Origin of the sequence: Cohnella sp. CFH 77786, assembly GCF_019400745.1 — a bacterium.
Taxonomy (GTDB): domain Bacteria; phylum Bacillota; class Bacilli; order Paenibacillales; family Paenibacillaceae; genus Cohnella.
Map to the genome: position 1 here is coordinate 74329 of NZ_WJIB01000015.1, position 13121 is coordinate 87449.

At 58.8% G+C, this 13121-nt stretch carries 12 protein-coding genes; 1 reads left to right on the plus strand and 11 read right to left on the minus strand.

What is annotated here, in order from left to right; genetic code table 11:
* Nucleotides 1-37: 37 nt before the first annotated feature.
* Nucleotides 38-436 carry a hypothetical protein gene (locus tag GE107_RS26925; protein WP_219642033.1) on the plus strand — a complete coding sequence of 133 codons (399 nt, stop codon included), beginning with the start codon at nucleotides 38-40 and terminating at the stop codon, nucleotides 434-436.
* A gap of 214 nt (nucleotides 437-650) precedes the next feature.
* On the opposite strand, the gene GE107_RS20310 is transcribed toward GE107_RS26925, so the two are convergent.
* The 11 genes from GE107_RS20310 to GE107_RS20360 all read right to left on the minus strand — a co-directional run bounded on the left by GE107_RS20310 (nucleotide 651) and on the right by GE107_RS20360 (nucleotide 13119).
* A complete protein-coding gene (locus tag GE107_RS20310) occupies nucleotides 651-1643 on the minus strand; it encodes a GNAT family N-acetyltransferase (RefSeq protein ID WP_219642035.1) in 993 nt (330 codons plus the stop codon).
* A 1-nt stretch (nucleotide 1644) separates the two neighbouring features.
* On the minus strand, nucleotides 1645-2664 hold the full coding sequence (locus GE107_RS20315) for a GNAT family N-acetyltransferase (protein ID WP_219642039.1): 1020 nt from the start codon (nucleotides 2662-2664) through the stop codon (nucleotides 1645-1647).
* An 18-nt stretch (nucleotides 2665-2682) separates the two neighbouring features.
* The gene (locus GE107_RS20320; protein WP_219642043.1) at nucleotides 2683-4071 is read right to left on the minus strand and encodes a sugar phosphate nucleotidyltransferase; all 1389 of its coding nucleotides are present in this window, start codon (nucleotides 4069-4071) and stop codon (nucleotides 2683-2685) included.
* Entirely contained in the window at nucleotides 4068-4694 is a 627-nt protein-coding gene (locus GE107_RS20325; RefSeq protein WP_219642046.1) for a putative colanic acid biosynthesis acetyltransferase, read from the minus strand. Before GE107_RS20325 ends, GE107_RS20320 begins: the two co-directional genes overlap by 4 nt.
* A complete protein-coding gene (locus GE107_RS20330) occupies nucleotides 4654-5964 on the minus strand; it encodes a glycosyltransferase WbuB (RefSeq protein WP_219642049.1) in 1311 nt (436 codons plus the stop codon). The genes GE107_RS20325 and GE107_RS20330 overlap by 41 nt, the downstream gene beginning before the upstream one ends.
* A gap of 31 nt (nucleotides 5965-5995) precedes the next feature.
* A complete protein-coding gene (gene gmd, locus GE107_RS20335) occupies nucleotides 5996-7009 on the minus strand; it encodes a GDP-mannose 4,6-dehydratase (protein ID WP_219642218.1) in 1014 nt (337 codons plus the stop codon).
* A 13-nt stretch (nucleotides 7010-7022) separates the two neighbouring features.
* Entirely contained in the window at nucleotides 7023-7991 is a 969-nt protein-coding gene (fcl, locus tag GE107_RS20340; RefSeq protein ID WP_219642052.1) for a GDP-L-fucose synthase, read from the minus strand.
* Between the two features lie 34 nt (nucleotides 7992-8025).
* Entirely contained in the window at nucleotides 8026-8688 is a 663-nt protein-coding gene (locus GE107_RS20345) for a sugar transferase (protein ID WP_370636474.1), read from the minus strand.
* 12 nt (nucleotides 8689-8700) lie between these two features.
* Nucleotides 8701-9594 carry a UTP--glucose-1-phosphate uridylyltransferase GalU gene (gene galU, locus GE107_RS20350; protein WP_219642055.1) on the minus strand — a complete coding sequence of 298 codons (894 nt, stop codon included), beginning with the start codon at nucleotides 9592-9594 and terminating at the stop codon, nucleotides 8701-8703.
* A 396-nt stretch (nucleotides 9595-9990) separates the two neighbouring features.
* Complete coding sequence (locus tag GE107_RS20355; protein ID WP_219642058.1) at nucleotides 9991-11514, minus strand: right-handed parallel beta-helix repeat-containing protein; 1524 nt, start codon at nucleotides 11512-11514, stop codon at nucleotides 9991-9993.
* A gap of 114 nt (nucleotides 11515-11628) precedes the next feature.
* Nucleotides 11629-13119 carry a right-handed parallel beta-helix repeat-containing protein gene (locus GE107_RS20360; protein ID WP_219642063.1) on the minus strand — a complete coding sequence of 497 codons (1491 nt, stop codon included), beginning with the start codon at nucleotides 13117-13119 and terminating at the stop codon, nucleotides 11629-11631.
* Nucleotides 13120-13121: the final 2 nt, after the last annotated feature.

The following is a 13121-nucleotide window of genomic DNA, read 5'->3' on the forward strand; positions in this document are numbered from 1 at the left end:
GCGGATCGTTGGGGAGTCGGGCGAAATAGAGGATGTTGTGCGCGATTTCGGCGAATCGTTGGGGATGTCGGGCGAAATTGCCGAGCAGAACAACAGAAGCTTATGCCAACACGGCGGCCTTCGCCAATTCTTCGCGCACCATCTGCTTGAGCAGCTTCCGCTGCGTAACCGCCTCGCCCGGCGGCACGTCCTCGAGGATGACGGTGTTCGCGCCGATTTTCGCACCCGCGCCGACGACGACCGGGCCCAGGATTTTGGCGCAGCCCCGATGAAGACGCCGGCTTCGATGCGGGGGTTGCCGTCCTTCTTGCGCCCGGAGAAGTTCCGGCCGATCGTGACGCCGTGGAAGATCCTCGCGCCGGACTTGATTTCCGCAGGACCGATCACGGTAGCGAATCCGTGGATAATTTCGATACCTCCTTCGATTCGGGCGTGATAATCGATTTCGATGGCATAGAGGATATGGATCATGCGGGGCAGCAGCATCGGCAGCAACGGAATCCGCAGCTTCCATAGGGCATGGCTTACCCGATAAACCACAAGCGCATGAAAGCCGCGATTCCCGAAGACGGTCACCCACTTATTGCGTCTGGCGGCCTTCCATCCGTGGCGATTTCGCGTATTATGCTTCTCTTCTTGCTACTGACCGTCTAGCGGATGGCCTGCTTCAAGTAATAAGCGAACTTGAACAGCTTGCCGTTGATTTTCGAAATCTGGAAATACGGCTTCTGCGTCGCGCCGAACGAACGGTACATGATCTCGTGCGGCTCGTGCATGCCCCCGTGGAAATCGAAACGCTTGCCGAACTTCGCCATCTCCCGTATCGCGTGCCAAACGAGCAAGGAATGGGCACCGCTCTCCTTCGCCCGGGGCGTCTCTCCTCCGAGCAGGTAGTAGGCATAACGGTCGTCCCATACGAGGTACATGGCGCAATGGGCTTCTCCGTCCGCGTCTTCCGCGAACAGGATTTTCCGCCGGTTCCGGCGTTTGCAGCGCTCGTCCAAGGCCTTCAGCACTTCGAACGAATACGGCATCGGAAACCGCGGCGGGTCGAACAGCCGGCTGTTCATCTCCTGGAACCGCGCCAAATCGTCGCTCCAGGCGATCTTCACCTGCTGCTCCGCCCGGCGAATCTCGTCGCGAACACTGTCCGTGAAGCCCGCGTATACCCGTTCCAAATCCGACAGGTCCTCCAGCACGTACGTGAACCGGGTCGTTTGCCGGAACCCTCTCCAGTAGAAGATGCTCCAGTTCGTATTGTCCCAGTGCAGCTGTTGGCTGAAATAGTCGACCTGCGGCAGCCCGTCGATCAGGGCCGAATAAATCTCGCGTTCGTAGGCGAGCTTCGCCCCAGCCCCCATCCCTTCCGGATAGCGGATCCAGACGCCCATCGTCAGCGTCAGCTGCGGCATGGAGACGATCTCGAACATCGACTTCTTCGTGACGCGGTACGGCATGGATGCCACGATGCAGCCGTCTTGCTCCACGAGGACGGCATCCCAATGGTCAGCCCCGCCGCAAGTCACGTCGAGCCACCAATCCTGATCGAACAGCGGCAAGCCGGGCTCCTTGCGGCACAGCTCCCTGTATTTCATTTTGGCTTCCGTGTTCGTTATCGTTCGTAGGGTTGAAACGGCGTTCATCTTATACCATCATCCCTTGGGCGAAATTCGAGCAGAGGACCATCGTCGCGACGACCGCGGCCAGCTGGCCGATGGCCTGTTTCAGATAATACGCGAACTTGAACAGCTTGCCGTTGATTTTGGAGATTTGAAAATAAGGCTTCTGCGTCGCGCCGAACGAGCGAAAGAACGTTTCCACGGGCTCATGCATGCCGCCGTAGAGGTCGAGGTTCTCCGTGACGGAGGACAGTCGTTTGACCGCCTCCCACAGCAGAAGAGAGGAAGCGCCGCTCTTTCGGAGCTCCGGATCCCCGCCGCCCAGCAGATAGTACGCGCATTTCTCGTCCCATGCGAGATACACGGCGCCGTGAATCCGGCCTTCCCGGTCCTTGGCGAACCAGATTTTCCGGCATCCCCGCTCCCTGCACGCCAGGTCGACGCGGCGGATGAAGTCCAACGAATGCGGCATTTTCTCACCCTGCCGCTTAAAGGTCATTTCGTTGATCCGATGGAACGTCTCGATGTCGTCGCTCTCCACGACCTCCAGCTGCTTCTCCGCCTTGCGGATCTCGTTGCGCGTCTTCTCTTTCATGTTGGCGTAAAGACGATCCAAGTCCTTCAAGTTTTCGAGCAGGTACGTATACCGCGTCGTCTGCCGGAATCCCCGCCAGTAAAACGTGCTCCAGTTTGTGATGCTCCAGTGGAAATGCTGGTAGTAATAGTCCACCTTCGGCAGCTTTTCGATCAGCTCCAGGTAGATCTCTTTCTCGTAGGACAGCCGGGTGGCGTATTTCTGGCCGGGAGGATACCGGATCCAGATGCCCATCGTCAACGTCAGATAAGGCATATCGATGACGTCGAACAACATCTTCTTCGTCCGGTGATAAGGGAGACTGGCGATGATTTCGCCGCCGCGCTCCACGAGCAGGACGTCCCAGCCGTCCTCGCCGACCGTGGCGTCAAGCCACCAATCCCGGTTGATCAAGGGGATCTCCGGGTTGCTGAGGCACAGCTCCCGGTATTTGCTTTTCGCGTCCGTCATGCAGATCCCCCCGCTTCGTTATCCCGTCATGCCGCAATGGCGTTCGATCTCTTCCCAGTCGTGATAGAGCCGGATGACGTCTTCCGCGCTGACCCGGCTGCCCATCTGGACTTCGATCCATTCCATGTCGGTTTCGGCCAGCACGCTGTGCGGCGCGCCCGCGGGAATGTGCTGCGTGTCTCCGGCGTGAACGGTGGAGATCACGTTATTCATGACGAACGTCCCCGTTCCGCAAGCCACGGTCCAATATTCGTCCCGGTTCAGGTGAAAATGGTAGCTCGTGCATTGCCCCGCGTTCACCCGCACCGCCCGCGTCAAGACTTCCCGCCCGTCTTCGAGCTTCTTGAAATCCATGACGCGCGTCGTTCCCCAACGCTTCTCTTCGTACATGGGCCGCTGCTCGATATCCTTCAGCATGTCTTTGAGCTTCGGACTGCGGGCCTTGTCGGCGACGAGAATGCCGTCCGGACTCGCCGCCACCACGACGTCGGACAACCCGATGACGGTCACGAGCATATCCAGCTCGTTCACGACGTGCGTGTTGACGGAATCCGGACTGACGATCCCGCGTCCGATCATGCCGACGTTCATTTCCTCGGTCAGCGTGTTCCAGGTGCCGAGATCCTTCCAATAGCCGTCGTAACGGGTGACGACGACCGATTGGACCTTCTCTACCACCTCGTAGTCGAAGCTGATGGAAGGCAAACGGTCGTACTGTTTGACCATTTCCTCATAGTGAATCGGCAGTCCTTTGTCGATGAGCAGCCGAATGATCGTATCCAGCTTAAACGCGAAGACGCCGCAGTTCCACAGGGCCCCCTCCGCGATCAACCCTTCCGCCGCCGCTTCCGACGGTTTCTCGACGAAGCGCCGCACGGCCCGGAAGCCGGCCGTCGCGGCAGAAGCCTCCCGCTCTTCCGCCTTCGGCACGATATAGCCGTACTTGGCGGAAGGATAAGTCGGCTGAACCCCGATAAGCGCGAGTTCGGCGTCCGACTCGCGGACGACGTCTTCCAGCTCCCGCACTTTGGCGAAGAAATCCTGCTCCACGTACGGATCGACCGGCAATACCGCCACCACTTCGTCCAGTCCGACGCCCTCGATCGAATACAAATACGCCGCGGTGAGCGCGATCGCCGGGAACGTGTCCCGCCGGGTCGGCTCCACGATCGTCACGACCGAGTCCGGAAGCTGGCTCTGGATGATCTCCTTCTGCTTCGCCCCGACCGCCACCAGCGTCTCCGAGCCGAGCTGCGCCCGCTCTAGCTGGCGCCATACCCGCTGCACCATGGACTCCATGATGCCTTCCTCGTTCCGCAGCACTTTCAGGAACTGCTTGGATCTCGTATCGTTCGACAGAGGCCACAGGCGTTTGCCCGAACCTCCGGACAGAAGCACGATTTTCATGAAACCACCGCTTTCCGTTGTTCATGTTTGGACACGGGCTCTTCCGCCGTCTTCTCCTCTTCGGGCGTGAACCTCCACTTGAGGAATTTGGCCGGCGTACCCGCATGGACTTGCTCCGCCGGGATGTCGCGCAGCACCGTGCTGCGCGCCGCCGCGACGGCCATCGTGCCGATCGTTACGCCCGGATACACGAAGACGTCGCTTGCCACCCACGCCCCGTCTTCGATCCGGATCGGCTTGACGACGAGAGAGAAGGCGGGATCCTCCATATCGTGGCTGCCCGTGCACAAATAGCTGCGCTGGGAGACGACGCAGTGCGCGCCGATCTCGATCCGGTCCAAGCTGTACAGCTCGGCCCGGTCGCCGATCCACGAATGGTCGCCGATCGAGACCTTCCACGGATACGTGATGGATGCGCTCGGTCGAACCTTCACGCCGGTGCCGAGCTTTGCCCCGAACAGGCGCAGCAGAAACCGGCGGAAACCGTACATCGGCTGCGGAGACCAGCGAAACAAGGTAGCATGGACGAACCACCACGTCAGCACCGTCGCCCCGCCTCTTCCGCGCGAGTAGCCGTCTTGCTTATACAGATTTAACCGAATGCGGTTTGTCGTTGGGTTCATAGGCCATCTTGACTCCCAGCTCCAACACGGATTGATGAAAGGTTTGCATGACGGATTCGTAGCCGAGCCGATTTTCCGCATAGCGTCTGGCGGAATTTCCCGCCGACCTGCGGAAGCTTCGCCGCTGCGCGAGGTCCCGAAGCGCGGCCGCGAGGGCGGCCGGATCTTCCGGCGGAATGAGCAGTCCCGCCCCGGATTCCTCCATGACGGAATGGACGGCCGTCTCCCGTTCTGCCGTCGCGATGACGGGTTTCCCGCTGGCCAGCATGCCGGTCAGCTTGGACGGCATGACGAGATCCGACGATTTCCGCTTCTGGATGAGCAGGTGGATATCCGCCATGTTCAGCAGCTCGTTCAAGCGGTCGATCGGCTGCAGAGGCAGGAACCGGACGTTCGCCAGCTTGCGGCGCTCCGCCTGTTCCATCAATTTCGGCTTCGCCACCCCGTCCCCGCAAAGCACGAACCGGATGCCCGGACGATCCGCCAATATTTCCGCCGCTTCAAGCACGATTTCAAGCCCCTGCTTCTCGCCCATATTGCCGGAATAGAGCGCCACGACGTCTCCCGGAGCGAAGCCCAGCTCGGCCCGCAGCGCGTTCGGCTCATCGTTGCCGAGAGGTCTCACGGAGCGAAGATCGGCCCAATTCGGGAAATAACGGATGCGCTCTTGCGGCACGCCTTTACTGCGAAGTCTGCGAAGCATCGGATGGCTGATCGACGAGACGATGCGGAAAGACCGCATCAGCCGGCTTTCGATTCCGGTCACCGTCTTCTTCAGCCACGGACGATTCGGGAGAATCCCCAGCTCGAAAGCCGCGTCGACCTCGAAATCCTGCACGTGAAGCCATGGTTTGACCCCGAACAGCTTGCTCAGCAGCAGGACCGTCGGAGAGAGAACCAGCGGAGGCTCCACCACGAAGCAGATATCCGGCCGCCAGAACATCTGAGCCAGAAGAACGGGCAAGCTGGACACCGCGAAGGAGAACAGATGAAGGAGACGCTTGAGGCCGGACGCCCGTTTCGGAACCCAGACGGGGCAGCGCCAAATCCGGGCGCCATGCCATTCTTCGCGGGAATACCAGGCCGCAGAATAGCCTTCGGGCACTTTCCATTGCGGGTAATACGGCGGCGCGGTCACGACCCGCACCTCGTAGCCGTGCTCCGTCAGCCACCGGACCATCTCTCCGTTGTATTTGCCGATCCCCGTTAACTCGGGTGCGAAATTGATGCTGTACAGCAGCACTTTGCCCTTGCCCGAACCGGTCTTCAAGGGAGAACCCCTCCGCTTTCTTCCATGGCAGTCAAATCGGGATCGCCAGCCGCGGCTTCGGCAGGACGGGTGCCCGCTGCATCTCCCATTTCACTTTCTGCAGATCGGAATCCACCATCATCCCGATCATTTGCTCGAAGCTCACTTCGGGTTTCCAGCCCAGCTTGGCTTTCGCCTTCGCGCAATCCCCGAGCAGCAGGTCCACCTCGGCGGGACGGAAAAACTTCGGATCGATGACGACGTGGTCCTCGTAGTCCAGCCCGACATGGCTGAAAGCGACTCTGAGAAGCTCGCGGACCGTCCGGGTTTCCCCGGTGGCAATGACGAAATCGTCCGGCTCCTCCTGCTGCAGCATGAGCCACATCGCCTTCACGTAATCCCCGGCGAATCCCCAGTCGCGCTGCGCGTCCAGGTTGCCCATATGCAGATTCTTCTGCAGCCCGAGCTTGATCCGGGCCACGCCGTCTGTCACTTTGCGGGTGACGAACTCGATTCCCCGGCGCGGAGACTCGTGGTTGAACAGAATGCCGGAGCAGGCGTACATGCCGAAGCTTTCCCGGTAGTTGACCGTGATCCAGTGGCCGAATACTTTAGCCGCCCCGTAAGGGCTTCGCGGATAGAACGGCGTCGTCTCCCGCTGCGGCGTCTCCATCACCTTGCCGAACATTTCGCTGCTCGATGCCTGATAGAACCGGGCCGATGGGCAGGCCATCCGCACGGCCTCCAGCATGTTCGTGACGCCAATCGCCGTGATTTGTCCCGTCAACAGCGGCTGGGGCCACGACGTCTCAACGAACGACTGCGCTCCCAGGTTGTAGACCTCGTCCGGCTGCGCATGCTGGACGGCCGCGATCAGGGACGCCAGGTCGGTCAAGTCTCCGGACAGCCATTCGATCTCGCTGCGGATCTCTTGCACGTTCTCGAAATTCGGAGTGCTGGTCCTTCGTCTGAGCCCGTAAACCTTGTAGCCTTTGTCCAACAACAGTTCAGCCAAATAAGAGCCGTCCTGTCCCGTCGTTCCCGTGATCAATGCCCTTTTCGCCATTTTCACTGTCATGTCACCCCTGCCTCCCTTGAAGCCCGATCAGCTCGGGAACTCCTGCCGACTGCTGCAAGTACCATTCGTACGTATCCTTAAGACCTTGTTCCAACGGGATGCGCGCCTTCCAGCCGAGCGCTTCCAGCTTCGAGACGTCGACCAGCTTGCGGGGCGTCCCGTCCGGCCGCTGCGGATCGTAGCGGATCTCTCCGCCGTAGCCGACGATTTCCTTGATGCGTTCGGCGAGCTCGGCGATCGAGATATCCCGGCCCCAGCCGATGTTGACGATTTCGTCGTCCTCGTAGGAATCCATCAGGAAGAGGCAAGCGTCGGCCAAATCGTCGGCGTGGAGGAATTCGCGTCTCGGCGTTCCCGTGCCCCACAAGGTCACATAGGGCAAGCTGAGCAGCTTGGCTTCATGGAATTTGCGGATCAAGGCGGGCAGAACATGCGAAGTATCGGGGTCGTAATTGTCGTTCGGTCCGTACAGATTCGTCGGCATGACCGGGATGAACCGGGTTCCGTACTGCCGATTATAGGCTTGGCACATCTTGATGCCGGCGATTTTGGCGATCGCGTACGGCTCGTTGGTCGGCTCCAGGGTCCCGGTGAGCAGGTATTCCTCCCGGAGCGGCTGCGGAGCCATCTTCGGGTAGATGCACGTGCTGCCGAGGAACAGCAACTTGCGGACTCCGGCCCGATGGGCCGCGTCGATCACGTTCGTCTGGATGAGGAGATTGTCGCGGATGAATTCGGCGGGATAATCGTTGTTGGCGACGATCCCGCCGACCTTGGCGGCCGCAAGGAAGACGTAGTCGATCTCCTCCCGCTCGAACAACTCCCGGACCGCCTGCGCATCCCGCAAATCCAGCTCCTGCGAGGTTCGCCTCACAATCCGTCCGAAGCCTTGACTCTCCAGCGCTCGGACAAGGGCCGAACCGACCAGTCCGCGATGCCCTGCCACGTATATTGAAGCGTTTTTGTCCATCAATCTCTAACCACCTGTCCGAGTTGTAGGCGATTCAGAACGCGTTGCGGGACCCGAACAGCAGGCGTACCGTTCGGGCGATTATGACCAAGTCGAACCAGAAGCTTCTCTTGCGGATATACTGCAAATCCAATTCCACCATTTCCTCGAATCCGACGCTGCTGCGTCCGCTGACTTGCCATAAACCGGTACAACCGGGAACGACGGTCAACCGCTGGAAATCGTACTCCCGGTACGCCGCAACCTCCCTCGGAAGCGGAGGACGGGGTCCGACGATGCTCATGTCGCCTTTCAGGACGTTCCAGAACTGCGGCAGCTCGTCGATGCTCGTGCGTCGGATGAATTTGCCGACTTTGGTCACCCGGGGATCGTCCTTCATCTTGAACATGGCCCCGCTCACTTCGCTCAAGCCGGCCAGCCGATGGAACTGCTGCTCGGCATCGACGACCATCGAGCGGAATTTGTGCATTTTGAACGTTCTTCCGTATTTGCCGATCCGGGTTTGGCTGAAGAACACCGGCCCCCTCGGATCCTCCAGCTTGATCGCGATCGCCGTGATCAGGAAAAAGGGAGACAAGAGCGCAAGCCCGATCAATGCGGCGACGACGTCGAACAGCCGCTTGGGCCAATCGATCCGCTCCTCCGCCGCTTCCAACCGGTAACGCTTGACGGCTAATTCCGTTTCTTGCATGCTCATCGCTGGATCACCTTACCCGACGACCTTGTGTTGTTGATGCAGCGCGAGCAGCTTTTCCATTTGATAGAGAAGCGGCGTGCGCAATTCATGATGGTCGAGCGCGAATTCGAGCGTCGTCAGAATGAAACCGAGCTTCTCGCCCACGTCGTAGCGGATGCCTTCGAACTGGTAAGCGTAAACGTCCTCGATGTGGTTCAGTTGCTGGATCGCGTCGGTCAACTGGATTTCGCCGCCGGCGCCGGTCTCCATCTTCTCCAGGAAGTCGAAGATGGCGGGCGTCAGGATGTACCGGCCCATGATCGCCATATTGGAAGGCGCCTGAAAGCGGTCCGGCTTCTCGACGAAATTGGCGACCCGGCACAGCCTGCCCTTCTGGTCGAACGGATCGACGATCCCGTACCGGCTCACGTCTTTGTCTTCGACGTGCTGGACGCCCACGACGGAGCTTTGCGTGAGCTCGAACTGCTGCATCAATTGGCCGATGCAGGGCGTTTCGGCTCTCACGATATCGTCTCCGAGCAGCACGGCGAACGGTTCGTCGCCGATGAATTTGCGGGCGCACCAGACGGCGTGCCCGAGCCCTTTGGGCTCCTTCTGCCGGATATAGTGGATGTCCACCATGCGCGAGGGATGCTGCACTTGCCGCAGCAGCTCGAGCTTGCCTTTCCCGAGCAAGTTCTGCTCCAGCTCGAAAGCGGAATCGAAGTGGTCCTCGATCGCCCGCTTCCCCTTGCCCGTCACGATCAGAATGTCTTCGATGCCGGCTGCCACCGCTTCCTCGACGATGTACTGTATCGTCGGTTTGTCCACCAGGGGCAGCATCTCCTTCGGCATGGCCTTCGTGGCCGGCAGGAACCTCGTGCCCAGTCCCGCCGCCGGGATAATGGCCTTGCGAACCTTCCTCATTCCCATCACCTATCCTTCAGAGTTTTCGGAACCTTTTTATTTGCAAAGCGGCTTTCGCCGCTTGTTCCGCCTTCCGTTCCCGACTCCCCGGTGTCATGCGCCCGATCCCCCGCTCGTATGTATGCTACATTCCGTATCAATCATACTTCATACATTAAGATACAAATTGTATCGTGTCAAGACATTTTTGATACGTTTTGTCTTTGTCGAACGCATGTCGAAAATCGCGATTTTGGCAAAAAAATAGCGCCTCATCGGCGCTTTCATTTGGGCATGCGGCTTTGGGATGCCGCTGAACGCGGAGCTGGTAAACGGCAAAACGGCCAACCGGTTAATCCGGTTGACCGTTTCTTTCGCGAGTATGCCGATCGGTGTCAAGAGGACCTTGGGAACGGCTTATGTCAAGGCAATCTTCCGCCAGGCTGCGCCGTCATATACGTATTGCTCTTTCGTATCCGTTCGAAAATAGAACTGTCCCGCCCTGTACACGGTCGAGTTCGGAACGCCGGAGCCGGCAAACAGATCCATCCGCTCGCAATCCTGGTTGTTCGACAGAAAGCTTTCCGTGGCGATCGCCTTGCCCGGATCGGCATTGTAAACGAAACAGCGATTGCCGCCAACCTTGATCCGGCGGCTTCCCGTAATCTCGATTGCCCGTTCTACGCGAGCCCTGGCCCGGTCGGTGCGATCGTCGACGGAAACGTTATCCGCGATGACGCAGTCGCTGCACTGGTAGAAATTGGCGTTGTCGATCGCCTGCACGTCCGGCGAAGGCGTTCCCGTCCCGGGTGAGTCGATGTCGAAAAAGTTATTGTTTAGCCATTGGTTGCCGGCAAAAACGCCATAAGCAATCCGAGCGGCGAATAAGCCGTATTTGACATTCGATTCCACCGTATTCCCGAAGAACAGAATCTTGTCCGTATCGGAAAGCTGAACGCCCGACCCCCGGTTTAGGAAAATTCGGTTTCCTCTGATCTCGACGCCGGATGTGCCGCCTGTAACCGCAAGCCCGATCGTTTGAGATTCTTTCACCGTATTTCCGTCCACGCGTACGCCGATCGCCCCGGAGGCGATTTCCACGCCGAAGCGATTGCCTGTAATCGGCCGCGGCGTAACGTATGTGCCTGCCTGGACAATCTGGTTGTGATGAATGATCGTGTCGTAAGATTGGTATGTGCTGTAATTCGTGTCTTCCTCCACCAGAATACCGGTAACGGCAGTAGCCTGTATGAGATTGTCCGAAATCGTGACACTGCGCCCGCCAATGTGGGCGATTCCCCTCGACCAGCTGCGGACGACATGGTTGCCCGTGATCAGGATTCTTTCGCACAGGTCCTGGTCGCTCTGATAGCTCACGACCGCGATCCCGTCATCCCCGGTATCCGTTAAAGTATTCCTCGCGATTATGCAGTCCTTGCTTCTTCCGGTCACATGGATCCCGTCGGCAAGCGTATTCCGGACGCTGCACCTTTCGATGGAACTGCCCGTGCAGCCGGATACGAGGATTCCCGCCCCGTACGTGTTCTCGACGAACAGCTCGTCCGCCGTGCAACGTTCCACCCTGAACAAGAACAGGCCGTTCAACAGAGGATTGCGTTTGGTATAGTCTCCCGCTGCCGTCGATTTGATTTTGAAACTCCTCCATACCGAACCGGCGGCGTTATTGATTTTCAGCACGCTGCGGGTCCGGTCGTCCGAGAACAGGACGGAACTTTCCCCGTCACCGACCAGGCTGAAGGAGCCGGTCACCTCGATCCCCGAAATCTTGTAGGTGCCGTGAGGCACGTATACCGTTGCACCGCCCATCCGAATCGCTTCTCCGATGGCGTTTCTCACCGCCGCCGTATCATCCGTGGACCCGTCCCCGACCGCTCCGAAATCCGTCTTGACATTGAGGTATGAATTCGGGTTTGGCGCCATACGATCCCTCTCTTTCGAATCTCCATAGGATATCGTATGTGAACAGGCCGGGATTGTGAGAAAACGGGGCTTCTGTCGATAGGCAGGGGCATTGTCGAAGTCAACGTACCGGGATTACGGCTTGCATTCGACCGCGGTCCCGAGACGCGTGCCTTGAGACTGATTGTTCTCGAAGACGGTGCTTCGGCACGAACCGGTCAACTCGAAAGCACGTTCCACCTGATTATCCGCCCTCGTCTCAACGGACACATTGCCCGTGACCCGGGAGGATTCGCTGTCCTTCAGCAGAAAATTATCGATGTGGGAGATTTTCCTCGTGTTGTTGTCGGCGATGCGGTTGCCCGATATCCGCAGCCGGTCGCTGTTTTCGGCGACGAAACCGTACATTCCGTTCTTCTCCAACAGGTTGCCCGCAATGACGACGTCATTGGCCGTGACCGTCATTCCCGAATCCTCATTGTTCGAGGATACGTTGTTCCGGATGATGGTACGATTGGCGGCCACGCTGATCCCCCGGCTCTTGGAGCCGTTGACCGTATTATCCGTAATCGTGACGTAGGCGGCTCCTTTGGAGACCTCGATGCCGAATTGGTTTCCTCCCTTGAGTCCATAGGTACCCGCTCCGGTGACGGTATTCCCTTCAATAAGCGTATTGACGGGCGAATAGGTTTGGTAGTTGTTGTCCCGGTCGACGAGAATGCCGCTGGAGGCGGTACCCTGGATCCGGTTGTCCCGGATTTCCACTTGATATCCCCCAACGTGGGCGATTCCTCGCGAACGCGAATTCCGCACCGTGTTTCCCGCGATGACGATTTGCTTCGTAAGCACCTTCTGGCTTTGGTAGCTGACGACCGCGATGGAGTCGTCTCCTGTATTCGACAATTCGTTTCCGGTTACAAGAATATAACGAGCCCCGCCCGTCAGATGGATTCCGTCGGCCAGCGTATTCTGAATCCGGTTGTCCCGGATCGTACCCGTGGCGACGTTGCCCCGCACCATGATGCCTTTGCCGTTTCCGAATATCCGTTCGATCAGAAAATGGGAGGCTCCATTCGTGACATAGATGCCGAAATCCTGGTCATGGCGCGTCACATTGGAGAGGCCGAGGGTAAGTTTCAGGTTCTTTACGGTATTGTCCCACGAGCCCTCGATGACAATGATCCTTTTGGGATGCTTGACCATCCGGAGCTCCGCGCCCCAACTTTGTCCTTCGAGCGTTACGCGGTCATGGCTCACCACGATGCTGTCGCTTACTTTATAGACGCCGTTCGGAAAAAAAACAACCCCTCCGCCGCTCTTGCCGACTTTATTGACGGCTGCCTGGATAGCCGCCGTATCGTCCGATTTTCCATCACCTTTGGCGCCGTATGATTTGACCGAAACCCGCAGGGACGGAGTTTCCCGTTCCGGCCCCCAGGCCGGGAGCGCCCGGGCTTCCCTGCCGGGATCGGGTCCCGCTTTCAACTCGGTGATCCGCGGCGGAATAGGTTCGGTTTCGGAAGAGTTATGAGGCAGTGAGGCGAAGAGCAGCGCGGCAAGCACGACGAGACCGAATTTCAGGGCTGTTCGGGCATTTACGTTGATAAGTCCGATTTTTATGGTCATTT

Excerpts from the sequence above, each read along its gene's own strand:
- gmd (WP_219642218.1), bottom strand. The coding sequence starts at position 7,009 with ATGGCGAAAAGGGCATTGATCACGGGAACGACGGGACAGGACGGCTCT.
- GE107_RS20310 (WP_219642035.1), bottom strand. The coding sequence starts at position 1,643 with ATGAACGCCGTTTCAACCCTACGAACGATAACGAACACGGAAGCCAAA.
- GE107_RS20355 (WP_219642058.1), bottom strand. The coding sequence starts at position 11,514 with ATGGCGCCAAACCCGAATTCATACCTCAATGTCAAGACGGATTTCGGA.
- GE107_RS20345 (WP_370636474.1), bottom strand. The coding sequence starts at position 8,688 with ATGAGCATGCAAGAAACGGAATTAGCCGTCAAGCGTTACCGGTTGGAA.
- GE107_RS20360 (WP_219642063.1), bottom strand. The coding sequence starts at position 13,119 with ATGACCATAAAAATCGGACTTATCAACGTAAATGCCCGAACAGCCCTG.
- galU (WP_219642055.1), bottom strand. The coding sequence starts at position 9,594 with ATGAGGAAGGTTCGCAAGGCCATTATCCCGGCGGCGGGACTGGGCACG.
- GE107_RS20320 (WP_219642043.1), bottom strand. The coding sequence starts at position 4,071 with ATGAAAATCGTGCTTCTGTCCGGAGGTTCGGGCAAACGCCTGTGGCCT.
- fcl (WP_219642052.1), bottom strand. The coding sequence starts at position 7,991 with ATGGACAAAAACGCTTCAATATACGTGGCAGGGCATCGCGGACTGGTC.
- GE107_RS20325 (WP_219642046.1), bottom strand. The coding sequence starts at position 4,694 with ATGAACCCAACGACAAACCGCATTCGGTTAAATCTGTATAAGCAAGAC.
- GE107_RS20315 (WP_219642039.1), bottom strand. The coding sequence starts at position 2,664 with ATGACGGACGCGAAAAGCAAATACCGGGAGCTGTGCCTCAGCAACCCG.